The organism is Streptomyces sp. NBC_00425 (assembly GCF_036030735.1).
Classification (GTDB): Bacteria; Actinomycetota; Actinomycetes; order Streptomycetales; family Streptomycetaceae; genus Streptomyces.
Genome location: NZ_CP107928.1, coordinates 2,054,171 through 2,075,901, shown reverse-complemented (window position 1 = coordinate 2,075,901; position 21,731 = coordinate 2,054,171). Strand labels below are relative to the sequence as shown.

At 73.2% G+C, this 21,731-nt stretch carries 21 protein-coding genes and 1 tRNA gene; 10 read left to right on the top strand and 12 right to left on the bottom strand.

Annotated elements, in window-relative coordinates; genetic code table 11:
- Positions 1-130: 130 nt before the first annotated feature.
- Genes pcaDC through pcaH form a run of 4 tightly spaced genes read right to left on the bottom strand, consistent with a single transcriptional unit; the run spans position 131 to position 3,989 of the window.
- A complete protein-coding gene (gene pcaDC / locus OHS82_RS08555; RefSeq protein ID WP_057582767.1) occupies positions 131-1,267 on the bottom strand; it encodes a bifunctional 3-oxoadipate enol-lactonase/4-carboxymuconolactone decarboxylase PcaDC in 1,137 nt (378 codons plus the stop codon).
- Positions 1,264-2,607 (bottom strand): 3-carboxy-cis,cis-muconate cycloisomerase, encoded by a 1,344-nt coding sequence (pcaB, locus tag OHS82_RS08550; RefSeq protein WP_057582765.1) that lies wholly within the window; start codon positions 2,605-2,607, stop codon positions 1,264-1,266. The genes pcaDC and pcaB overlap by 4 nt, the downstream gene beginning before the upstream one ends.
- On the bottom strand, positions 2,604-3,209 hold the full coding sequence (gene pcaG / locus OHS82_RS08545; protein WP_057582763.1) for a protocatechuate 3,4-dioxygenase subunit alpha: 606 nt from the start codon (positions 3,207-3,209) through the stop codon (positions 2,604-2,606). The genes pcaB and pcaG overlap by 4 nt, the downstream gene beginning before the upstream one ends.
- A 6-nt stretch (positions 3,210-3,215) precedes the next feature.
- Entirely contained in the window at positions 3,216-3,989 is a 774-nt protein-coding gene (gene pcaH / locus OHS82_RS08540; RefSeq protein ID WP_057582762.1) for a protocatechuate 3,4-dioxygenase subunit beta, read from the bottom strand.
- Positions 3,990-4,296: 307 nt separating this feature from the next.
- Here pcaH and OHS82_RS08535 point away from each other — a divergent pair, with 307 nt between their 5' ends.
- Positions 4,297-4,761, top strand: coding sequence for a MarR family winged helix-turn-helix transcriptional regulator (locus OHS82_RS08535; RefSeq protein ID WP_057582761.1), 465 nt, complete (start codon positions 4,297-4,299; stop codon positions 4,759-4,761).
- Between the two features lie 119 nt (positions 4,762-4,880).
- Here OHS82_RS08535 and OHS82_RS08530 read toward each other — a convergent pair whose 3' ends face one another.
- Positions 4,881-6,020: a DUF3048 domain-containing protein gene (locus OHS82_RS08530; RefSeq protein WP_079041551.1), complete on the bottom strand. Its 1,140-nt coding sequence runs from the start codon at positions 6,018-6,020 to the stop codon at positions 4,881-4,883.
- A gap of 176 nt (positions 6,021-6,196) precedes the next feature.
- Between OHS82_RS08530 and OHS82_RS08525 the strand changes: the two genes are divergently transcribed.
- On the top strand, positions 6,197-7,387 hold the full coding sequence (locus OHS82_RS08525) for a zinc-dependent alcohol dehydrogenase (RefSeq protein ID WP_057582760.1): 1,191 nt from the start codon (positions 6,197-6,199) through the stop codon (positions 7,385-7,387).
- Between the two features lie 122 nt (positions 7,388-7,509).
- Here the strand turns inward: OHS82_RS08525 and OHS82_RS08520 are convergent, their stop codons facing one another.
- Positions 7,510-8,586, bottom strand: a complete 1,077-nt coding sequence (locus OHS82_RS08520) for an ATP-dependent DNA ligase (RefSeq protein WP_057582759.1) — start codon at positions 8,584-8,586, stop codon at positions 7,510-7,512.
- 120 nt (positions 8,587-8,706) lie between these two features.
- Here OHS82_RS08520 and ligD point away from each other — a divergent pair, with 120 nt between their 5' ends.
- Positions 8,707-9,759, top strand: coding sequence for a non-homologous end-joining DNA ligase (gene ligD / locus OHS82_RS08515; RefSeq protein WP_057582758.1), 1,053 nt, complete (start codon positions 8,707-8,709; stop codon positions 9,757-9,759).
- Positions 9,760-9,929: 170 nt separating this feature from the next.
- Positions 9,930-10,976 (top strand): LacI family DNA-binding transcriptional regulator, encoded by a 1,047-nt coding sequence (locus tag OHS82_RS08510; protein ID WP_057582757.1) that lies wholly within the window; start codon positions 9,930-9,932, stop codon positions 10,974-10,976.
- Positions 10,977-11,133: 157 nt separating this feature from the next.
- Here OHS82_RS08510 and OHS82_RS08505 read toward each other — a convergent pair whose 3' ends face one another.
- On the bottom strand, positions 11,134-11,925 hold the full coding sequence (locus OHS82_RS08505; protein WP_057582830.1) for a VOC family protein: 792 nt from the start codon (positions 11,923-11,925) through the stop codon (positions 11,134-11,136).
- Positions 11,926-12,332: 407 nt separating this feature from the next.
- On the opposite strand from OHS82_RS08505, the gene OHS82_RS08500 reads away from it, so the two are divergent.
- The 3 genes from OHS82_RS08500 to OHS82_RS08490 all read left to right on the top strand — a co-directional run bounded on the left by OHS82_RS08500 (position 12,333) and on the right by OHS82_RS08490 (position 14,270).
- Positions 12,333-12,578: a WhiB family transcriptional regulator gene (locus OHS82_RS08500; protein WP_057582756.1), complete on the top strand. Its 246-nt coding sequence runs from the start codon at positions 12,333-12,335 to the stop codon at positions 12,576-12,578.
- A 216-nt stretch (positions 12,579-12,794) separates the two neighbouring features.
- A tRNA-Asp gene (locus OHS82_RS08495) sits at positions 12,795-12,866 on the top strand.
- Positions 12,867-12,905: 39 nt separating this feature from the next.
- Entirely contained in the window at positions 12,906-14,270 is a 1,365-nt protein-coding gene (locus OHS82_RS08490; protein ID WP_328433620.1) for an SDR family NAD(P)-dependent oxidoreductase, read from the top strand.
- A gap of 255 nt (positions 14,271-14,525) precedes the next feature.
- On the opposite strand, the gene OHS82_RS08485 is transcribed toward OHS82_RS08490, so the two are convergent.
- From OHS82_RS08485 to OHS82_RS08470, 4 genes are all read right to left on the bottom strand, one after another.
- Complete coding sequence (locus OHS82_RS08485; RefSeq protein WP_057582754.1) at positions 14,526-15,500, bottom strand: acyl-ACP desaturase; 975 nt, start codon at positions 15,498-15,500, stop codon at positions 14,526-14,528.
- A 216-nt stretch (positions 15,501-15,716) separates the two neighbouring features.
- Positions 15,717-16,493, bottom strand: a complete 777-nt coding sequence (gene ddaH / locus OHS82_RS08480) for a dimethylargininase (RefSeq protein WP_057582753.1) — start codon at positions 16,491-16,493, stop codon at positions 15,717-15,719.
- Between the two features lie 157 nt (positions 16,494-16,650).
- Entirely contained in the window at positions 16,651-18,273 is a 1,623-nt protein-coding gene (locus tag OHS82_RS08475; protein WP_057582752.1) for an ABC-F family ATP-binding cassette domain-containing protein, read from the bottom strand.
- Between the two features lie 285 nt (positions 18,274-18,558).
- Complete coding sequence (locus OHS82_RS08470) at positions 18,559-18,975, bottom strand: SsgA family sporulation/cell division regulator (protein ID WP_057582751.1); 417 nt, start codon at positions 18,973-18,975, stop codon at positions 18,559-18,561.
- A 223-nt stretch (positions 18,976-19,198) separates the two neighbouring features.
- Here OHS82_RS08470 and OHS82_RS08465 point away from each other — a divergent pair, with 223 nt between their 5' ends.
- The 3 genes from OHS82_RS08465 (at position 19,199) to OHS82_RS08455 (ending at position 21,451) form a co-directional block, all read left to right on the top strand.
- Positions 19,199-20,305: a WD40/YVTN/BNR-like repeat-containing protein gene (locus OHS82_RS08465; RefSeq protein ID WP_079041549.1), complete on the top strand. Its 1,107-nt coding sequence runs from the start codon at positions 19,199-19,201 to the stop codon at positions 20,303-20,305.
- Positions 20,306-20,355: 50 nt separating this feature from the next.
- Entirely contained in the window at positions 20,356-20,679 is a 324-nt protein-coding gene (locus OHS82_RS08460) for a hypothetical protein (protein ID WP_057582749.1), read from the top strand.
- Positions 20,680-20,758: 79 nt separating this feature from the next.
- Complete coding sequence (locus tag OHS82_RS08455) at positions 20,759-21,451, top strand: endonuclease V (RefSeq protein WP_057582748.1); 693 nt, start codon at positions 20,759-20,761, stop codon at positions 21,449-21,451.
- Here OHS82_RS08455 and OHS82_RS08450 read toward each other — a convergent pair.
- Complete coding sequence (locus tag OHS82_RS08450; protein ID WP_057582747.1) at positions 21,427-21,615, bottom strand: hypothetical protein; 189 nt, start codon at positions 21,613-21,615, stop codon at positions 21,427-21,429. The genes OHS82_RS08455 and OHS82_RS08450 overlap by 25 nt on opposite strands.
- Positions 21,616-21,731 lie beyond the last annotated feature (116 nt).

Below are 21,731 nucleotides of genomic sequence, written 5' to 3'. Positions count from 1 at the left end.
AAGCGATCATCTCCGGCGCACTCGTCCGCCCGGCCTGACGGAGGCCGGCCTCACGGAGTCCGGCCTCACGGATGAGGGTTCCCGGCCCACGTGCCGATCGCCTCGCGCGTCGCACGCCCGCCGTACGGTCTCAACCGGTCAAGCCGTCCTCCGCCTCCTCCTCCGCCAGTACCCGCTGGGCCGTGGCGAAGGCCGAGTTCGCGGCCGGGACCCCGCAGTAGACGGCCGTCTGGAGCAGCACCGCGCCGATCTCCTCGGGGGTGAGTCCGTTGCGGCGGGCCGCCCTGACGTGCATCGCCAGCTCGTCGTAGTGGCCGTGCGCCACCAGCGCGGTCAGCGTGATCATGCTGCGCTCGCGGCGGTCGAGCGTCGGGTCGGTCCAGATCTCCCCCCAGGCGTAGCGGGAGATGAAGTCCTGGTATCGGGCGGTGAACGCGTTCTGCCGCGACTGGGCCCGGTCCACGTGGGCGTCGCCCAGCACCTCGCGCCGCACCTCCATGCCCCGCTTCGCGGGTCCGTCGAGATGCGCCCGCAGCACGGTCAGCACGGCTTCGGGACACTGCGCGGGAGCGAGGTGCGAGGCCCCCGGCAGTTCGACGAGCGTGGCGTCCGGCACCGCGTCCGCGATCTCCCGCAGATGCGCCGGCGGCGTCGCCGGGTCCTGCCGGCCGGCGATCAGCAGGGTCCGAACGGCGATCTCCGGCAGCCGCTCGCGCAGGTCGAACGCGGCCAGCGCGTCACAGCACGCGGCGTACGCCTCCGGGTCCGCCGCACGGTGGTCCGCGATCAGCTCCGGCACGGTGAACCCGGGCGTGAACCACCGGGCGTCCGCGGTCTCGACGAGCCCCGCGAGCCCCTCCCCGCGCACCAGCGCGGCCCGCTCCTCCCACGGCCTCGACCCGTTGAAGTGGGCGGACGAACAGATCATCGCCAGCGACGACACCCGCTGCGGGTGGTGCAGCGCCAGATGCAGCCCCACCGCCCCGCCCAGGGAGACGCCCGCGTACGCGAACCGCTCCAGGCCGAGGGAGTCGGCGAGCGCCAGCACCAGGTCGGCGAGGTCGCCCACGGTGGCGCCGGGCCCGATCAGGTCGGCGGGCGAGCCCCCGTGCCCGGGCAGGTCCCAGCGGACCACCCGGTGGGTGGCGGACAGTTCGGGCGCGATCTTGCCCCACACGGCGTACGAGGCGCCCAGAGAGGGGCCGAGCAGCAGCGGGGGGCCGCAGGACGGGCCCTCGGCGCGGTGGTGGAGAAGGTTCTCGGTCAACGTCGCTCCAGCGCACGGTCGGTGAGGGCTCCGGCGGAGCCGGTGTAGCGGGCGGGGTCGGTGAGCTCGCCGAGGTCGAGTCCGGTCAAGTCCGGTTCCTCGGCGAGGAGTCGGTGCAGCGGCAGGTCCTCGGCGTAGGCGCGCCGGGCGAGTTCCGTCAGCAACTCCTTGGCGCGGGCGCGGCCGAGCAGCGCCGACAGCTCGGCGGACAGCCGCTCGGAGACGATCAGTCCGTGGGTGAGACCGAGGTTCGCGCGCATCGCGTCGGCGTCCACCCGCAGCCCTTCCGTGAGTTCGGCCGCGTCCCGGGCGGCACCGCCGACCAGCCGCAGCAGGTCCCTGAGCGGCTCCCACTCGGCGTGCCAGGCGCCGGCGGGGCGCTCGTCCTGCGCGGCGAGCGACCCGTAGAGCACGGCCGCGAGCTGCGGGGCGCGCCGGGCGGCCGCCGCGATCAGCGTCGAGCGCACCGGGTTCGCCTTGTGCGGCATGGCCGAGGAGCCGCCTCCGCTGCCCTCGGCCACCTCGCCGATCTCGGTGCGGGCGAGTGTGAGGACGTCCGCCGCCATCTTGCCGAGGGCGCCGACGGTGAACGCCAGGCAGCCGGCGAGGTCGGCGACGGGCGTGCGCAGGGTGTGCCACGGCAACAGGGGTGCCGCCAGACCGAGTTCCCGCGCGAAGGCGGCGGGCAGTGCCGTCGCGTCGTCGGCGCCGTACGCCGTGAAGGCGGCCAGGGTCCCTGCGGCGCCGCCGAGTTGGGCGGGCAGCGAGTCCCGTACGGCGGTCACCCGGTCCCGCGCGTCCAGCACCAGGGAACGCCACCCGGCCGCCTTCAGCCCGAACGTGGTCGGCACCGCGTGCTGGGTCAGCGTCCGCCCCGGCATCGCAGTGTCCCGGTGCGCCGCGGCGAGGCCGGTCAGTGCGTTCCCGGTGCGGTCGAGGTCGGCGAGGACGAGGCCGAGCGTGCGCACGGCGACCAGCATCGCCGCCGTGTCCATGATGTCCTGGCTGGTCGCGCCCCGGTGGACGTACGGACCGTGCCGCTCGCCGGCCGCCGCCGTCAGGTCGGCTACCAGCGGGATCACCGGGTTCCCGCCGCCGCGGGCGCGCTCGGCGAGGGAGCGCACGTCGAAGCCGCCGCCCTCCGCGGCCGAGGTGACCGCCGCCCCGGACCCCTCCGGGGCCAGACCCAGCGCCTCCTGGGCGCGGGTGAGCGCCGCCTCCGCGTCGAGCAGCGCCCGCAGCCAGGCATCGTCGTCGGTGGCGGAGGCGGCGGGGGAGCCGGTCCACCCGGGGGAGAGCAGACCGCTTCCGTACGGGACGTCGGATGGCGCAGGTGTCACTGGAACTCCAGGAAGACCGTCTCGCCTTCGCCCTGAAGGCGGATGTCGAAACGGTAGGTGCCGAGCGGCCCGTCCGTGGCGATCAGCGTGTCGCGCCGCGCCGGGTCCACCCGCCGCAGCAGCGGGTCGGCGGCCAGCGCGGCCTCGTCGCCGGGGAGGTAGATCCGGGTGTAGAGGTGCACGAGCAGGCCGCGCGCGAACACGCAGACGCTCAGGTACGGGGCGCTCCGCCCGCGTGCGCCGGGCCGCAGCGTACGCGCCGTCCAGTGGCCGTTCGCGTCCGTCTGGATCCGTCCCCACCCGGTGAACTCCACGCCGTTGCGGCCGAGGAATCCGCCGCTCGACGGGTCGCGCCGCATCGAGCCGTCGACCTGCGGCACGTTGCCCTCGGGGTCCGCGCCCCACAGCTCCACGAACGCGTCCGGCAACGGGTTGCCCTCACCGTCGTACACGAAGCCCTGCAGCGCGATGGCGTCCGGGTGGCCGGCCGGGGCGATGTCGCCGCCGCCGGGGAACGGCAGTGCGTGGCCGTAGAAGGGGCCGACCGTGTGCGACGGCGTGGGCAGCACGCTCTCCGGACGGCTGGTGTCGATCTTCGTCATGGCGGCTCAGCGTCCTTCTTCGATCCAGGTGGCGTGCGGCCCGTCGAGCACGATGTCCCAGTGGTAGCCCATGGAGAACTCGGGCACCGAGAGGCTGTGGTCGTAGGTGGCGACCAGTCGCTGCCGGGCCGCGTCGTCCGTGACCGACTGGATGATCGGGTCGTAGGGGAACAGCGGGTCGCTCGGGAAGTACATCTGCGTCACGAGCCGCTGGGTGAACGCCGTGCCGAACAGCGAGAAGTGGATGTGGGCCGGCCGCCACGCGTTGAGGTGCTGACGCCACGGGTAGGGTCCGGGCTGGATCGTGGTGAAGCGGTAGAAACCGGTGTCGTCCGTCAGCGTGCGGCCGACGCCCGTGAAGTTCGGGTCCAGCGGCGCGTCGTGCTGCTCACGCTGATGGGCGTACCGCCCCGCCGAGTTGGCCTGCCAGATCTCCACCAGCTGACCGCGGAGCGGATGTCCGTCGCGGTCCAGCAACCGGCCGGAGACCGTGATCCGTTCGCCGACCGGCTCGCCGGTGTGCTGCCGGGTGAGGTCGTTGTCGATCTCCGTGACGTCCCGCTCGCCGAAGGCGGGGGAGGACAGCTCCACCAGCTCCGGGTCCTGCGTCACGTCGATGGTGACCGGCGGCTGCTGCGGATGGCGCAGGACGGAGGAGCGGTACGGCGCGTAGTCGCGCCGCGGCTGGTGCTCCACGGGCGCGCCGCCGGCGAGCCGCTTCTCGTAGGCGGCGTGCTCGGCCGCGATCTCCAGGTCGATGTCGGCTTGCGTGAGTGTCATGGCGTTTCCCGTGTTTCCTGACGTTCGAGGACGGGGGTGAGGCCCCGGCCCTACGCCGATGCGGAGGGCGGCGGTGTCCGCGCCGCCGCCCCGGCGGGCGAGCCGGTCAATTAATCAGGGCACTGATTATTTTTCCGAGGGTTTTCACACGCTGCCATTGGAGGCGAGCCCCGTCAAGACCCCAGGCAGGGATGGTGAGCAGAGGCGGCGGCACACGAGATCCGGCCGAGTGGAGGGGAGTATCGTTCAGTGCACCGATGAAATCCAGGGACGAAGACGGACGTCGACGCCACGCAGAGGAGCGCACATGGCAGCGGTGGACCTCACCAGCCACCCCGGGCATCTCGCCCGACGGCTGCAGCAGGCGCACTACCTGTTGTGGAACACGATGGTCTCCGAGGAGATCACCTCCCCGCAGTTCGCGGTGCTCAACGCGCTCGTCGCCGAGCCCGGCCTCGACCAGCGCACGGTGGGGGAGCGGGTGGGGCTCGACCGCTCCACCGTCGCCGAGGTGATCAGCCGGCTCATCCGCCGGGAACTCCTCGACAAAGCCCGCGACCCGCAAGACGGCCGCCGCTACCTGCTGGGACTCACCGAGGAAGGGCTGCGCACGCACCGCAGGCTCACCGTGCGCACGGCCCGGATGAACCAGGTCTTCCTCTCGCCGCTCTCGGCCGCGGAACAGACGGTGTTCCTCGAACTCATCCAGCGCGTGTCGGACGCGGCCGAGGGGCTGCGCAATCCGGGGGAACCGCTGACCGCCCCGTCCTGATCGCCCGGCTGCTCCGCCGGGGCCGGTGGGATCGGTGGGGCCGGCGGGCCGTTCCGGACGGCCCGGTCGTCCGCGCCGCCGCTCCGGACACGCCGCCTCGTCCCGTCCCGGCGGACCGGTCACGGCGCGCGCGACACGGGCCTGTCCGCCGGTGACACGTTCGAGGCCGGTGATGCCTGCGAGGCGGAGGAGGAGGCGGAGGACGAGGACGCCGAGGCCGACGACGCGTTCGCGAAGACGACCCACACCTGGCCCCGGGCGAAGGCGACCGGGGCGCCGTCGGCGGTGGTGAAGTCGGTGCCGTCCGTCGCCGTGCCGCGTCTCCAGTTCACGTCGTAGGCCCGTCCGTCCCGCAGCACCTGCGCCTTTCCCGAACCCACCGTCTCGGTGTACGGCGTGTTGTTGCCCAGGAAGTCGTGGAAGCGCGACGTGCGCACCTTCACGTACTGCACGACCACCGTGGCCGGCGCCAGAGGCTGTCCTTCGCTCGTCCGGGTCGCCGCGCCGTCCGTCGAGACCAGCCAGCCCGCCCTGCTCGCGGACCAGGTGAAGGTGAAGCGGGCCGCCGGGTAGCGCACTGCGCGCGAGGCCGCCGTCGTGCCGCCCGAGGGCGCCGGCCCGTACCGGAAACCCGTGGTCAGCGCGGCGGCGCCCGGAGCGGACGGCAGCAGCCGGTTCGGGCGCAGAAACAGATTGTGCGGCGCCGCACGGTCCGCGCCGCGGAAGTACGCGCCGGACGCGTCGGACGGCGTGACGGCGTCCAGCGGCGCCCTGTCGATCAGCGGCAGCAGCCTGCCCTGCGCCCCGGAGAACGCCAGCACCGGCTGGTGGAACTGGCGCAGCAGCTCCAGATCGGACTCGCGGGCGCTGCGCACCGGACCGACCGCTTTCGGCAGCCGCGTCGCGTACACGGCCATCAGCCGGCTCAGCCCGCCCTCGACCTGCTCCACGTACACGACGTCCGCCGCGTCGAGCCCGGTCTGCGGTCGGGCGGGCGGCGCGTTGTCGATCTTCACGGCGAGCACGGGCGCGGCGACGGCACTCGGACGGTCCCCGCCGGGGCTCGGTTTCTGCGAGGCGCTGCGGCCGTCGTCCCCCGAGGGTTCCCGGGACGTGGTGCAGCCCGCCGTGAGAGAGACCGCCAGTGCGGCGGCCAGCGCCGAGGCCAGCAGCGCCGCCGCGGCCGGGGAGCGTCCGGCGCCCTCCGTGCGCGCCGGACGTCTGGAGCGTTTCGGACGACTCGGAACTCTCTCGCTCATCGTGTCCACCCCGTTCGGTGTCTCGATTGTGCGCTCGTCGGGCGACGGCGGCCATCCGTGACCGCGAGCGGCCGTCGGCGGTTCGGGGGCCAGGGCACGGGTACCCGGGCGGCAGCCAGGACCCGGGCCCCCCGGACCCGCCGGGACGGACCGGCCGGCGGAGGGAGCGCGGCACGATGAAGGCTGTGACCTGGCAGGGCAAGCGGGACGTGCGGGTGGACACCGTGCCCGACCCGACGATCCAGGAACCGACGGACGCCGTCGTCCGCATCACGTCCAGCGGGCTGTGCGGCTCCGACCTGCACCTGTACGAGGTGCTCACCCCGTTCATGACCCCGGGCGACATCCTGGGACACGAGCCCATGGGAATCGTCGAGGAGGTCGGCGCGGCCGTGCCCGACCTGAAGGTCGGCGACCGGGTCGTGGTGCCGTTCCAGATCGCCTGCGGCAACTGCTGGATGTGCCTGAACTCGCTGCCCACCCAGTGCGAGACCACCCAGGTCACCGGCGAGGGCATGGGCGCCGCCCTGTTCGGATACACCCGGCTGTACGGCGCGGTGCCGGGCGCCCAGGCCGAGTACCTGCGCGTGCCCCAGGCCCAGTTCGGCCCCATCAAGGTGCCCGAGGGCCCGCCCGACGACCGCTTCGTCTATCTCTCCGACGTCCTGCCCACCGCCTGGCAGGCGGTCGAGTACGCGGACGTGCCGGAGGGCGGCAGCGTCGCCGTGCTGGGCCTCGGCCCCATCGGTGACATGGCCTGCCGGGTGGCCCAGGTGCGCGGCGCCGGACAGGTCTTCGGCGTGGACCTGGTCGGCGACCGGCTGCGCCGGGCCCGCGCCCGGGGCGTGGTGACGTTCGACCTGCGCGGCTTCGACAGCGAGAAGGAACTCGTCGCCGCCATCCGCGACGTGACCGACGGCCGCGGCCCGGACGCCGTGATCGACGCCGTGGGCACCGAGGCGCACGGCAGCGCGGCCGCCCGGATGGTCCAGAACGCCTCCGCCCTGCTGCCGCGGAAACTGAGCGGACCGCTTGCGGAACGTTTCAGCGTCGACCGCCTCGCCGCCCTGCACACCGCCATCGAGCTGGTGCGCCGCGGCGGCACGCTCTCCCTGGTCGGCGTCTACGGCGGCATGGCCGATCCGCTGCCCATGCTCACCATGTTCGACAAGCAGCTCCAGATCCGCATGGGCCAGGCGAACGTGCGCCGCTGGGCCGACCGGATCCTGCCCTACCTGACCGACGAGGACCCGCTCGGCGTCGACGACTTCGCCACCCACCGGGTGCCGCTGGCGGACGCTCCGCACGCGTACGACATGTTCCAGCGCAAGCAGGACGGCGCGGTGAAGGTCCTGATGACGCCGTAGGCCTTCGGGCCGAGGGAGCGAGCCGAGGGAGCCGCGGGAGCGAGCCGAGGGGAGCGAACGCCGGCCGACGGGCGGCTTGCGGCCCGCCGACCCCGCCGGGGGCGCCGACCCCGGGACGTCCGTCAGGCGCGCGGCGGCGCCCCGAGGATCTCCGCCAGGTCGTAGCGCACCGGTTCCTCCAGTTGGGCGTACGTGCAGCTCTCCGGGGTGCGGTCCGGGCGCCAGCGGCGGAACCGCGCCGTGTGCCGGAACCGCGCCCCGTTCTCCATGTGGTCGTACGCCACCTCGACCACCCGCTCGGGCCGCAGCGGCACCCAGGACAGGTCCTTCTTGCCCGACCAGCGGCTCGGCGCCCCGGGCAGCCGGGCGCTCTCGTGCGCCGCCTCGTCCGACCAGGCCGCCCACGGGTGCCCGGTCGCCTCCGCCGTCCGCAGCGGCTCCAGCTCCTCGACCAGCTCCGCCCGGCGCTGCATGGTGAAGGCCGCACAGACCCCCACGTGCTGGAGGACGCCCGCCTCGTCGTGCAGGCCCAGCAGCAGCGAGCCCACCACGGGCCCGCTCTTGTGGAAGCGGTATCCGGCGACCACGACGTCCGCGGTGCGCTCGTGCTTGACCTTGAACATCGCGCGCTCGTTCTGCAGGTACCGCAGACCCGGCGGCTTGGCGATCACCCCGTCGAGTCCCGCGCCCTCGTACACCTCGAACCACCGGCGGGCCACTTCGACGTCGGTCGTCGCCGGCGCCACGTGCACCGGCGCCGTCACCCCCGCCAACGCCCTGGTCAGCAGCTCCCGCCGGTCGCTCTGCGGCACGTCCAGGACCGCCTCGTCGGCCAGCGCCAGCAGGTCGAAGGCGACGAACGACGCCGGGGTGCGCTCGGCGAGCGTACGCACCCGGGAGTCCGCCGGATGGATGCGCTCCGTCAGCGCGTCGAAGTCGAGCCGTCCCTCCCGGGCGATCACGATCTCGCCGTCCAGCACGCACCGTTTCGGCAACCGCTCCCGCAACGCCTCCACCAATTCGGGGAAGTATCTGGTCAGGGGCTTTCCGGTGCGACTGCCCAGTTCGATCTCGTCCCCGTCCCGGAAGACGATGGCGCGGAATCCGTCCCACTTCGCCTCGTACTGCATGCCCGGGGGGATGGTCGCCACCGACTTGGCGAGCATCGGCTTCACGGGCGGCATCACGGGCAGATCCATGGTGCGATTCTGCGCGCCGATCGCCTCGGCCGCCCGGCGGGCGGGGTCGCCGGGCGCGCGGGCGAGTCGCCGGCGTGCGCGCGCATGCGAGTCGCCAGGGGTGTGTCTACCGTGGCTCGCATGGCTGATGCGGTGGAACTGGAAGCGGCCGGCCGGACGGTGCGCCTGTCCAGCCCGGACAAGGTGTTCTTCCCGGAGCGCGGCTTCACCAAGCTGGACCTCGCCCGCTACTACCAGGCGGTCGCCCCCGGCATCCTGCGTGCCCTGCGCAACCGTCCCACCACCCTCGAGCGCTACCCCGACGGAGTGACCGGGGAGTCCTTCTTCCAGAAGCGGGCGCCCAAGAACATGCCCGACTGGATCCCCACCGCGCACATCACCTTCCCCAGCGGACGCAGCGCCGACGAGATGTGCCCGACGGAGGAGGCTGCCGTCCTGTGGGCCGCACAGTACGGCACCCTCACCTTCCACCCGTGGCCGGTGCGGCGCACCGACGTGGACCGCCCCGACGAACTGCGCATCGACCTCGACCCGCAACCCGGCACCGACTACGACGACGCCGTCCGCGCCGCCCACGAACTACGTTCCGTGCTGAACGAGTTCGGCGGACTGCGCGGCTGGCCCAAGACCTCCGGCGGGCGCGGCCTGCACGTCTTCGTGCCGATCGAGCCGCGCTGGACGTTCACCCAGGTCCGGCGCGCCGCCATCGCCGTGGGCCGGGAGATGGAGCGGCGGATGCCGGACCAGGTCACCATCCGCTGGTGGAAGGAGGAACGCGGCGAGCGCATCTTCGTCGACTACAACCAGACCGCCCGCGACCGCACCATCGCCTCCGCCTACTCCGTACGCCCGCGCCCGCACGCTCCGGTCTCGGCGCCCCTGCGCTGGGAGGAAGTGGGCGAGGCCCACCCCCGCGACTTCGACATCGCGACCATGCCCGCCCGTTTCGCCGAACTCGGCGACGTCCACGCCGACATGGACGACCACGCCTTCTCCCTCGACGCCCTCCTCGACCTGGCCCGGCGCGACGAGCACGACCACGGCCTCGGCGACCTGCCGTATCCGCCGGAGTACCCGAAGATGCCGGGCGAACCGAAGCGGGTGCAGCCCAGCAGGGCGAAGAAGGAGACGCCCGACGCGGGAGAGCCCCCGGCGGGCGCCACAGCTCCTTGACCGTTGACAGGGACGGCCGCGTGCCGAGGTCAACGTCCGGCGTGCTGCGGCCCCGCCGCCGACGGCGTGCTGCGGTGCCCCCGCTGCGGGGAGAGCGCTCTCAGCGGACTCCCGTCCGGCCCGTGGGCCGGGGCTATCCTGATCCGCAGTCGGCCAGGAGGAGCCCTGAAGTGACCGAGACAGTGTCGCGTCCCACGCTGGAGGCCGTGGCCGAGCGGGCCGGGGTCTCCCGGGCGACCGTGTCGAGAGTCGTCAACGGCGGGGACGGCGTCCGCGAACCGCTCGTCGAACGGGTGCGGCAGGCCGTGGAGGAGCTCGGCTACGTGCCCAACCAGGCCGCGCGCAGCCTCGTGACGAAGCGGCACGACGCCGTGGCCGTCGTCATCGCCGAGCCGGAGACCAGGGTCTTCGCCGACCCCTTCTTCGCGCTCCAGCTCCGTGGCATCAGCAAGGAGCTGACCGCCCACGACAACCAGCTGGTATTGCTGCTCACCGAGGGCCGGGACGACCACGCGCGCGTCGCCCGCTACCTCGCCGGCGGCCATGTCGACGGGGCGCTGGTCTTCTCGCTGCACCTCGACGACCCGCTGCCGGGCCTGATCCAGGGCGCGGGCGTTCCGACCGTGTTCGGCGGGCGGCCGGGCTGGAGCGACGGCACCCGCGACGTGGTCTACGTGGACAGCGACAACCGCGGCGGCGCCCGCGACGCCGTACGCCTGCTGGCCGGTCTCGGCCGCACCCGCATCGCGCACATCACCGGTCCGCTCGACCAGACCTCCGCGGCCGACCGGCTCGACGGGTACCGGGAGGTCATGGGCGACGCCGACCCGGGTCTGGTCGTCGAGAGCGACTTCACCCCCGGCGGCGGCGAACGCGCCATGCGCGAACTCCTCGAGCGTCGCCCCGACGTCGACGCCGTGTTCGCGGCCAACGACCTCACCGCCTCGGGCGCGGTGCGCGTGCTGCGGGAGCGAGGCAGGCGGGTGCCCGAGGACGTGGCCGTGGTCGGCTTCGACGACATGATGCCCCTCGCCGAGCAGACCGATCCGCCGCTGACGACGGTCCGCCAGGACATCGAGGAGATGGGCCGGATCATGGCCCGCCTCCTGCTGCGCCGCCTGGAGCGGCGCACCGCCGAGGGCGATCGGAGCGGTGTGGACGGCCCCGATGCCCCGGTGGTGCTGCCGACCACGCTGGTGCGCCGCGCGTCGGCCTAGACCGACGCGGCGCGCGGCGACGGCCCGACACCGCGCGCCGCGCCGGGCCGGGCCGGGCGCCATACCTGCGTGCCGCGCCCCCGCCCTGCGTGCCGCGCCCCCGTCCTGATGTCGCCCGCCTCAGCGGCCCTTCACCGTCCGGTCGGGGGCCGCGGCGTCACGTCTCCCGCGGGATGCTCCTGATCACCGCGAAGCGTGCGCCGTAGGGGTCGGCGAGCTTGGCGATGCGGCCGACGCCCTCCACGTCCGTGGCGGGCATCCGCAGTCCGCCGCCCCGGCCCGTGGCCTCGGCGACGACCGCGTCCACGTCGGTGACCTCGAAGTACGGCAGCCAGTACGGATCGGACCCCGCCTCCGCGGGATCGTCGGCGAGCGGGACGATCCCGCCGAACATCGCCTCCTCCCCGCCGTCGGCCGGGTTGACGCAGGTGTACGTGCCGCCGGGGAAGGGGGCGGCCGAGGTCTCCAGGCCCAGCGCGGTGTGGTAGAAGGCCGCCGCCGCGGCGATGTCCGGCGTGTACAGCTCGACCCAGCACAGCGAGCCGGGCTCGTCCGCCAGGTCCACGCCCTTCGTCAGGGCCGGCTCCCAGAGGCCGAAGGTGACGCCCGCCTGGTCGGCGAGGACCGCCATGGTGCCCTGGCCCATCACGTCCATCGGGGGGAGCAGCACTCTGCCGTGCGCCTGCTCGGCGGTCTTGGCGGTGGCCTGCGCGTCGGCTGTGCGGAAGTAGACCGTCCAGGACGGCGGCCCCTGTTCGGGGGTGGTCTGCATGCCGCCCGCCACGGTTCTGCCGTCCAGCTGGAAGAAGCCGTAGCCGCCGGCGTCGGGTCCCGCCGACCGGAACCGCCAACCGAAGAGCGCGTCGTAGAAGGAGACGGCGCCGTCGATGTCGGGTGTGCCGACGTCGATCCAGTTCGGAGCGCCGTCGACGAAACGGGTGGTGAGCATCATCGCCCTCCTCGAAAGGGGTCCCGTTCTCTGCACTGCCGAGTCTGGCACCGCCCACTGACAATCGCTGCCCGAGCGGACCCGCTTTCCGAAGCGCCCGCGGGCGGGTCATGGGCCACGCGGGTGGCCGCCGGTCGGGCGCGCGAGCGCGACGGCGACGCCGGGCGTCGGCCGGATTCCGCCGGGTCCCGACGGCATGGTCGCTCCGCGCGCCGCCGTGCGGCCCGTCGCCCGCGACGCCATCATCGGGGCGACGCCAGGACGACGTCAGGGCGACGCCGGCGCGCATCGGCGTGCACCGCAGCGCATCGGCGCGCCAGGGCACCACGTCGGGCACAGGGCCGGTGATGTCGCGCGTATACCCGGCGTTGATCGAACGTTTTGCGCCGCCGGGCACTGTTCTGGCCATGTACACCGACACGATTCCCACGCCCGACCTCTCCTGGCAGCGGGAGGCGCTGTGCGCGCAGACGGGGGCGGACTTCTTCTTCCCCGAACCCGGCAGTTCGGTGCGCGAGGCCAAGCGCATCTGCGGCATGTGCGACATGCGCCCCGCCTGCCTGGACTACGCCCTGGCCCACGACGAGCGCTTCGGCGTCTGGGGCGGCCTCTCCGAGAAGGAGCGACTGCAGATCAGACGCACCGCCGACTGACCCGTGCCGCGGCGGCGGATCGACCTGTGCCGACACGGCGGATCGACCTGTGCCGCGGCGGCGGAACGACCTGTCGCCGTCCCGGAATTCGAACGACCGCGTCGCGGGGGTGCGGTTAAGATCCGGGGGCGAGTTCGGGCTTGGCGCGGAGACAGGCGCATCGCCCTGCACAGGCGATCACGCCGGATTCCGTCCGGCCGTCCCGAACGCGTGCGCGGTCCCGTGGAGCAGAGGCCGACTCGACACCCGGTCAGGGTGGAATCGCCGGTTCGCATCCGGTCGGGGCCGCGGTACGGAGCACAGGGGCGGGCCGGGGGGCGGGGGCGAATGGGCGAGGAGAAGACGAGGGCGGCAAAGACCCAGCAGGTCACCGAGACGGAGCTGGCCGCCTTCCATCAGGTCGTGGGCAAGCTGCGGGCGCTGCCGGTCGACGATCCCGTACGGCTGCACGCCGAGCGGGTGGCCACGTCCTTCGCGCGCGACGGATGGCGGCGCAGGCGTCGTATCCGGGGCGCCGACGTGGCGGCCGCCGACGCGGCGACGATGGCCGCCACCGCCACCGGCGCACTGGACCGGCGTGAGGACGCGCCCCTCGTGAGCAGCGGCGAGGGCGGCGTGTTCCACCGGTCGCGCCCCTGCTACGTCTGCAAGTCGCACTATCGGGAGGCCGACGCGTTCTACCACCGGCTCTGCCCCGGCTGCGCCGCCGACAATGCGGCCCGTCGCGCGCTGAGCACCGACCTGAGGGGGCGCCGGGTGCTGCTGACCGGCGGCAGGGTCAAGATCGGTTTCCAGCTGGCGCTGATGATGCTGCGGGACGGCGCGGAGATCGTCGTCACCTCCCGGTTCCCGCACGACGCCGTCCGCCGTTTCCGGGCCGAGCCGGGCAGCGAGCGATGGCTGCACCGGCTCACGGTCCTCGCCGTCGACCTGCGCGACCCCCGACAGGTGCTGGGGCTGTGCGAGGAACTGCGCCAGGAGGGCGAGCCGTTCGACATCCTCGTCAACAACGCGGCGCAGACCGTGCGGCGACCGCCCGAGTCGTACGCGCTGCTGGCCGCAGGGGAGCGGGACGTCCTGCCCGAGGGCGCCCGGCGGGCGCCGGGCTTCACGCCGATGAGGATGCTGGAGGGGCTCGGCGGCACGGTGTCGGCGCTCCCGGCCGCGCTGCGCGAGGCCGACGAGGCGGGGCTGCTGCCCGACCCCTCCCCGGAGAACTCCTGGTCGGTCCGGCTCGGCGCGCTGGACCCGGCCGAGGTCCTGGAGACCCAGCTGGTCAACGCGCTCGCCCCGGCGCTGCTGTGCGACCGGCTGCTGCCGTTGCTGCTGGCGTCGCCGCGTCCGCGCCGGTACGTGATCAACGTGACCGCGGTCGAGGGACGGTTCGCCGTGCGCAACAAGATGCCCGGGCATCCGCACACCAACATGGCCAAGGCCGCCCTGAACATGCTCACCCGCACCAGCGCCGCCGCACTCGCCGAGCAGGGCGTGCACATGTGCGCCGTCGACACAGGCTGGGTCACGGACGAGAACCCGGCGCCGAAGAAGGCCCGGATGGCGGGCGCGGGGTTCCGTACGCCGCTGGACGTCGTGGACGGCGCCGCGCGCGTGTACGACCCGATCGTGCGCGGCGAGGCAGGGCACCCGGTCTCGGGCGTGTTCCTCAAGGACTACCAGGAGGCGGACTGGTGAGCGGGGCCGGGCGCGGACCGGTTCGCGGACCGGTCCGCGCCCGCACGCCCTCGGCGGGCCTCCCGTCGGCCGGGCCGCGCAGGAGGCCCCCCGCCGGCCGCCGTACTGCCTGTCCGGCGGCATGAGGCCGGCCGTCCGCCGGACCGTGTCGCCGCACTGCCTGCCTGGCGGCATGAGGCCGCGGACGGCGAACGGCCCGCGCCGCGAAACCGTTTCCGCGTGCGAGCCGTTCGAGGCGCCTGGTGCTCCGCGCCGTCAGCCCGCGGCGCGGGCGGCCATCCGGGCCTTGCGCGCGGCCAGCTTCTCGTCGAACTTCAGGGCCTCGGCGTCCAGGCCGCCCATGTACAGGCCGAGCTCCTCCTGCGCCTGGCGTCCCTCGGGGCCGAGGCCGTCGATCTCCATGACCTTCAGGAAGCGCAGCACGGGCTGGATGACGTCGTCGTGGTGGATGCGCAGGTTGTAGATCTCGCCGATCGCCATCTGCGCGGCGGCCCGCTCGAAGCCGGGCATGCCGTGGCCGGGCATGCGGAAGTTCACGATGACGTCGCGCACGGCCTGCATGGTGAGGTCGGGGGCGAGCTCGAAGGCGGCCTTCAGCAGGTTGCGGTAGAAGACCATGTGCAGGTTCTCGTCGGTCGCGATGCGCGCCAGCATGCGGTCGCAGACCGGGTCGCCCGACTGGTGGCCGGTGTTGCGGTGCGATACACGGGTCGCGAGCTCCTGGAAGGACACGTACGCGACCGAGTGCAGCATCGAGTGACGGTTGTCCGACTCGAAGCCCTCGCCCATGTGGGCCATCCGGAACTGCTCCAGCTTGTCCGGGTCCACCGCACGCGAGGCGAGGAGGTAGTCGCGCATCACGATGCCGTGCCGGCCCTCCTCGGCCGTCCAGCGGTGCACCCAGGTGCCCCAGGCGCCGTCCCGGCCGAAGAGCGAGGCGATCTCGTGGTGGTAGCTGGGCAGGTTGTCCTCGGTGAGGAGGTTCACGACCAGCGCGATCCGGCCGATCTCGGTGACCTTGGACTGCTCCTTCTCCCACGCCTCGCCGTCCTCGAAGAAGCCGGGGAAGTTGCGGGCGTCGCTCCACGGCACGTACTCGTGGGGCATCCAGTCCTTGGTGACCTTCAGGTGCCGGTTGAGTTCCGTCTCGACCACTTCCTCCAGCGCGAACAGCAGCTTGGCGTCGGTCCAGACGGCCGGATTGCCGAGGTGAGGGGAGGTGATCGACACGAGGAACTCCAGGGGACGTGAAGCGGAGTGGAACCGTCCGGCGAGCGGAACCGGAACTTACGGGATCGTAGGCTACGAATCCGTAGGTTACGAAGCCGCGGACTAAGCAGGGCGTAAAGATCGCTGATCAGCCGGGTTCCCCGGGCGATTCGGGGCATGCCGAACAGCCCCGGGGAATCGCAGGTCCAGGGCTGAAAAGGTGATCCGGTCACCCGGTCAGGCGTACAGCTCCCGCAGCCGCACCGAGAGGCATGTCACACAGCCCTCGAGTTTCTCGAACTCGCCGATGTCGACGAGGACGGGCTCGTGACCGAGATCGGCGAGCAGATCCGCCGTCTTCGGCGCGCTCGCCGCCATGAGCAGGTGGGGGCCGCCGAGGAGCACCACGTGCGCGCCGGCCTCCTCGGGCACCGACAGGAAGCGCGGGAACAGCGACGGCCGGTCCACCTGGGGGATGTGACCGATCACCGTGCCGTCGGGCAGCGCCGTGACCGCCGACTTCAGGTGCAGCACCTTGCTCACCGGCACCGCCACCACCGTCGCCCCGAGCGGTTCGAAGGCGGCCCGCAGCTGCTGGACGCCGGCCGCGTTGGTCCGCCCGCCCCGGCCGACGTAGATCGTGTCCCCGACCTTGAGCACGTCGCCGCCGTCCAGCGTGCCGGGCTCCCAGATCCAGTTCACCGAGCAGCCGAGGCGCGCCACGGCCTCCTCGACGCCGACGGTCTCCTCGCGCCGGGACTCGGCGCCGGAACGCGCGATCAGGGCGACGTTGCGGTACATCACCACCGTGTCCTCGACGAACACGGAGTCCGGGCAGTCGTCGGCCGGATCGACCTCGACGGTCTCCCAGCCGTGCGTGCGCAGGGCGTCGGCGTAGGCCTCCCACTGCTCCAGGGCGAGCTCCACGTCGACCTTCTCCCGCTCGACGTGCGTCACCAGGCCTTCGGCGAGGCGCGGGCTGGGGCGGCGGATGAGGGCCTTCTTGCTGGGCACGTCCAGGTCTCCGAATCGGGTGGAAAACCGGCGCCTCGGGCGCGGCGCCGGTCAGCCATCATGCAGCGCGGGACCACCAGGACAAAACCCCTCAGTAACAATGTGGCCCTCCCGAGACCCGCGCGGGGCGCCGAGAGACCCCGGGGCGTGTTTCGCCCTAGGCCGGGTCCGCCACCTCCTCAGCCGTCGTCTCCCTCAGCGTGCCGTCCATCAGCAGCCAGCGTGTGATGCCGATCGACTCCAGGAACGGCAGATCGTGGCCGGCCACGATCAGCGCCCCCTCGTACGACTCGAGCGCCGTCGTCAGCTGGCGCACGCTCGCCATGTCGAGGTTGTTGGTCGGCTCGTCGAGGAGCAGCAGCTGCGGCGCCGGCTCGGCGAGCATCAGGGCCGCCAGGGCCGCCCGGAAGCGTTCCCCGCCGGACAGGGTCGCCGCCTTCTGGTCGGCGCGGGCGCCCCGGAACAGGAAGCGGGCGAGCCGGGCCCGGATCCGGTTGTCGGTCGCTCCGGGCGCGAAGCGGGCCACGTTCTCGGCGACCGTGAGGTCGTCGTCGAGGACGTCGAGGCGCTGCGGCAGGAAACGCAGCGGCACGTGCGCGTGCGCCTCGCCCGCCTCCGGCGCCAGCTCCCCGGCGATCGTGCGCAGCAGCGTCGTCTTCCCGGATCCGTTGCGCCCCACCAGCGCCACCCGCTCCGGGCCGCGCAGATCGAAACCGCCCTCCACGCGCGCGCCGTGGGCGAGCCGCAGGTCCATGAGGGTGAGGACCTCCCGCCCCGGGGGCACGGCCGTGTACGGCAGGTCGACGCGGATCTCGTCGTCGTCGCGTACGGCCTCCACGGCGTCGTCGAGCCGGTCCCTGGCCACGGCGAGCTTCTCCTCGTGCATGATCCGGTGCTTGCCCGCCGACTCCTGCGCCGCGCGTTTGCGCGCCCCCATGACGATCTTGGGTTCCCGCTTGCTGTCCCACATCTTCTGCCCGTACCGCTTCCGGCGGGCGAGCTTGACCTGGGCGTCCACCAGTTCGCGTTTCTGTTTGCGCAGGTCGGCCTCCGCGACGCGCACCATGCGCTCGGCGGCCTCCTGCTCGGTGGCCAGGGCCTCCTCGTAGGCGGTGAAGTTGCCGCCGTACCAGGTGATCTCCCCCGAGCGCAGGTCGGCGATCTGGTCGACGAGGTCCAGCAGCTCCCGGTCGTGGCTGACCACGACCAGCACGCCCGGCCAGGACGTGACGGCCGCGTACAGCCGCCGCCGGGCGTACAGGTCGAGGTTGTTGGTCGGCTCGTCCAGCAGCAGGACGTCCGGCCGGCGCAGCAGCAGAGCGGCCAGCCGCAGCAGCACCGACTCGCCGCCGGACACCTCACCGGTCGTGCGGTCGAGGTCGACGTGGCCGAGCCCGAGCTCGCCGAGGGTGGCCAGGGCGCGCTCCTCGACGTCCCAGTCGTCGCCGACGGTCTCGAAGTGCTCCTCGGCCGCGTCGCCGGCCTCGATGGCGTGCAGGGCGGCCCGCCGGTCGGCGATGCCGAGCGCCTGGTCGATCCGCAGGGACGTGTCCAGGGTGACGTTCTGCGGGAGGTAGCCGACCTCGCCCGCGACGCGCACGGCGCCGTCGGCGGGGGTCAGTTCTCCGGCGATCAGCTTCAGCAGGGTCGACTTGCCGGAGCCGTTGACGCCGACGAGTCCGGTGCGGCCGCTGCCGAAGGCGACGTCGAGGTCGTCGAAGACGGGGGTTCCGTCGGGCCAGGAGAAGGCGAGGGAGGTACAGGTGATGGACTGATGCAAAGCGGGCCTCGTGGGTGCGTGTGCGGTCAGGGACGACACGTGTCGAGACACCGGAGGGCGGCGACCACCGCGGCGAGCGCGGAGCGCGGAGACAGCACGAAAAGCCCTGCTCCGCCGGGACGGCTCGAGGCCGAGGTCGCACGCTGCGCACACACACCGACAAGGGGTGTGGCGCGGGTGTCTCGGGACCTCAGACGAGCAACGTCCTACTCCGATCGGCGGCAACAGAAGCGCTTCACACCGTAGGAGGGCGGGGGGAGGGCCGTCAAAGGATTTTACGACGGGTCAGCAGGCGTCCCGCATCAGCTCCGCCAGATCGTGGTCCAGGTCGAGCTGACGGTGCTCCGTACCGGCGGGCACCAGCTCGCTCGCCGCCTGCAGGAAGCGGCGGATGTCGGCCGAGTGGACGTGCACGACGGCGGTGCCCTCGGGCGCGTGGAACTCCAGGACGGTGCGGTCGTACCCGTAGGGGCGTACCCGGACGTCGCCATGGCCCTCGGCGTCGTGCAGGCCCGCGGCGAGCAGTTCGCGCGAGAACGTCCAGCAGACCTCGACGCCCTCCAGGGTGGCCGGGGCCGGGAAGGTCATCCGCACGGCGAACGGGTCCAGGCGGTCGTAGTGCAGGGTGGCGGGGATGTTGGGCATCCGAGGCGCGGCCGCGACCAGACGGGCCTCTACGAGCTGTTCGATGACGGTGGACAACGCCTTGCTCCCTCGTGACGGCGGGACGAAACTCCGGGCGGTGGAACCGGACACTGGAAGAGACGCCGGAACCGGCCGATCCGTGCACACCACTTTCAAGTGACCTCGGTCACCGCGTTTCATGCACGGGAGTGACTCAGCTCTCCTGCCGTGACCCGTAAGGCGGTTGGGGCGGACGAGGGCCTCTGGACGCCGGCGGGAGCCTGGACTAGCTTCCCCCGCCATGAGGCGCTTGGGGAAGACGCGACGCACGGTACGGACAGCGCGGGGCCGCGGCCGAGTGGCCGCGGCGGCCTGCGGGGCGGCGCTCGCCGTGCTCACGGCACTGCCCGCGCAAGCCCACCCGGCGCCGTCGGCGCCGCCGCACTGGGAGCTCGAGGACACCGGCGTCACCGCGCGCCTGCGCGGTCTCGCGGCGGTCGACCGCGACACCGCGTGGGTCGCCGGAACCCAGGGCGTCGTGCTGCGCACCGCCGACGGCGGCGCGACCTGGCGGGACGTCTCCCCGCCCGGCGCGGCCGGCCTGCAGTTCCGCGACGTCGAGGCGTTCGACGCCCGCCGTGCCGTGGTGCTCGCCATCGGTGAGGGCGAGGCATCACGCGTGTACCGCACCGACGACGGCGGGACGACCTGGACCGAGTCCTTCCGCAACACCGACCCCCGCGCGTTCTACGACTGCATGACCTTCTTCGACCGCCGCCACGGACTCGCCGTGAGCGATCCCGTCGACGGGAGGTTCCGCGTCCTGTCGACCGGCGACGGCGGCCGCACCTGGACGGTCCTGCCCGACGCGGGGATGCCGGCCGCCCAGGAAGGCGAGGCGGGATTCGCCGCGAGCGGCCAGTGCCTGGTCGCCTCCGGAGCCAGGGACGTCTGGCTGGCGACCGGCGGGGCCGCACGCGCGCGGGTGCTGCACTCCTCCGACCGCGGGCTGACCTGGAAGGCCGCCGACGTCCCCGTTCCCGCCGGGGACCCCGCGCGCGGTGTCTTCGCCCTCGCCTTCCGCGACCGCGCGCACGGCCTCGCCGTGGGCGGCGACTACCGCCCCGACCAGCCCTCCCCGCGGGCCGCCGCCACGACCGCGGACGGCGGCCGCACCTGGCGGCCCGCGTCCGCCCCGCCGCCCGCCTACCGCTCAGGCGTCGCCTGGCTGCCGCACAGCCGCACCGCCGCCCTCGCGGTCGGCCCCGCCGGCACCGACCTGACCACCGACGCCGGCCGCACCTGGCGCACCCTCGACACCGGCTCGTACGACACCGTGGACTGCACGCCCGACCTCGGCTGCTGGGCCGCGGGTGAACAGGGCCGCGTGGCACGCCTGGAGAGCTGAACCGCTTTCCGGGTACCCGGGGGGCACGAACGCGAAGGGAGTGAGCGTCCATGCCACGCGGTTCCAGCCCCAAGCGGGAGCGCCAGTACGCGCACATCAAGGAGAGCGCGCAGGACCGGGGAGAGAGCGCCGGCCGCGCGAAGGAGATCGCCGCGCGGACGGTCAACAAGGAGCGCGCCCGGTCCGGCGAGTCGAAGACCGCGAGCCGCACCTCCACCGAGGACATGTCATCCGGCAGGCGAGGCGGTCAGCGGTCCGGCAAGGGCTCGCGGGGGCCCACCTACGACCAGCTGTACGAAGAGGCCAGGCGGCGGGGCGTCAAGGGCCGCTCGGACATGAACAAGAGCCAGTTGCGGCGCGCGCTCGACGACTGAGGGCGGCCCCGGCGGGCGGGCCCGCGAACGGAAATCATGATCGCGGGCCCGCCGCCGGGGCCGTACGCTCGTCCTCATCATGACGACCGTCAGCATTCCCGCGGGCTGGCCCGCGACCGAGGCAGAGGCCCGCGCCGTCCAGGACGAGCTGCGGGCCCGCGTCCTGCTCGAGCCGGGGCCGCCCGTGGGCGTCGGCCATGTGACGGGGGTCGACGTCGCCTACGACGACGAGCGCGACGTCGTCGCCGCGGCCGCCGTCGTGCTGGACGCGGCGAGCCTGGAGGTCGTCGCCGAGGCCACCGCCGTCGGGCGGATCTCCTTCCCCTACGTGCCCGGACTGCTCGCGTTCCGCGAGATCCCCACCGTGCTCGCCGCCCTGGACGCCCTGCCGCACGAGCCGGGCCTGGTGGTGTGCGACGGCTACGGTCTGGCCCACCCGCGCCGCTTCGGCCTCGCCAGCCACCTCGGGGTGCTCACCGGGCTGCCCACCATCGGCGTCGCCAAGAACCCGTTCGTCTTCACCCACGCAGACCCGGACGCCCCGCGCGGATCGGCGTCCCCACTGCTGGCGGGCGACGAGGAGGTGGGGCGGGCGCTGCGCACCCGGGCGGACGTGAAGCCGGTGTTCGTCTCCGTCGGCCACCGCGTCACCCTGGACGACGCCTGTGCCCACACGCTCGCCCTCACCCCCAGGTTCCGGCTCCCGGAGACCACCCGCCGGGCCGACTCACTGTGCCGGCGGGCCCTTCACGAGGCCACGATCCGCCACTGACCCACCTCCCGGTACTCCGAGTCGAGGATCGCCGCGCCGTCCCCGTCCCGCAGGGCGTAGTGCTTGAGGTTGCCGCCCCAGTACCGCAGGATCCGCTGCAGTTCCCCCACCGGGTCCTGAGCGGTCGCGCCCTCGTCGACGGTGACCTCCAGAACGAACTTCATGCTGCTCCCCTTTCGCTCCGACCGAGCACTTCAATCGTTTCATTGAAGTGCTTGTGGGGACTTCGGCGCGGAGCGGACGGTGGTCGGCGGGGAAAGCCTCAAATGCGAGGTGAGGG

Bases quoted from the DNA above. Each gene is read 5' to 3' on its own strand.
- pcaG (WP_057582763.1), bottom strand. From the start codon at position 3,209: ATGACGAAGATCGACACCAGCCGTCCGGAGAGCGTGCTGCCCACGCCG.
- pcaH (WP_057582762.1), bottom strand. From the start codon at position 3,989: ATGACACTCACGCAAGCCGACATCGACCTGGAGATCGCGGCCGAGCAC.
- OHS82_RS08535 (WP_057582761.1), top strand. From the start codon at position 4,297: ATGGCAGCGGTGGACCTCACCAGCCACCCCGGGCATCTCGCCCGACGG.
- OHS82_RS08530 (WP_079041551.1), bottom strand. From the start codon at position 6,020: ATGAGCGAGAGAGTTCCGAGTCGTCCGAAACGCTCCAGACGTCCGGCG.
- OHS82_RS08525 (WP_057582760.1), top strand. From the start codon at position 6,197: ATGAAGGCTGTGACCTGGCAGGGCAAGCGGGACGTGCGGGTGGACACC.
- OHS82_RS08520 (WP_057582759.1), bottom strand. From the start codon at position 8,586: ATGGATCTGCCCGTGATGCCGCCCGTGAAGCCGATGCTCGCCAAGTCG.
- ligD (WP_057582758.1), top strand. From the start codon at position 8,707: ATGGCTGATGCGGTGGAACTGGAAGCGGCCGGCCGGACGGTGCGCCTG.
- OHS82_RS08505 (WP_057582830.1), bottom strand. From the start codon at position 11,925: ATGCTCACCACCCGTTTCGTCGACGGCGCTCCGAACTGGATCGACGTC.
- OHS82_RS08500 (WP_057582756.1), top strand. From the start codon at position 12,333: ATGTACACCGACACGATTCCCACGCCCGACCTCTCCTGGCAGCGGGAG.
- OHS82_RS08490 (WP_328433620.1), top strand. From the start codon at position 12,906: ATGGGCGAGGAGAAGACGAGGGCGGCAAAGACCCAGCAGGTCACCGAG.
- OHS82_RS08465 (WP_079041549.1), top strand. From the start codon at position 19,199: ATGAGGCGCTTGGGGAAGACGCGACGCACGGTACGGACAGCGCGGGGC.
- OHS82_RS08460 (WP_057582749.1), top strand. From the start codon at position 20,356: ATGCCACGCGGTTCCAGCCCCAAGCGGGAGCGCCAGTACGCGCACATC.
- OHS82_RS08455 (WP_057582748.1), top strand. From the start codon at position 20,759: ATGACGACCGTCAGCATTCCCGCGGGCTGGCCCGCGACCGAGGCAGAG.
- OHS82_RS08450 (WP_057582747.1), bottom strand. From the start codon at position 21,615: ATGAAGTTCGTTCTGGAGGTCACCGTCGACGAGGGCGCGACCGCTCAG.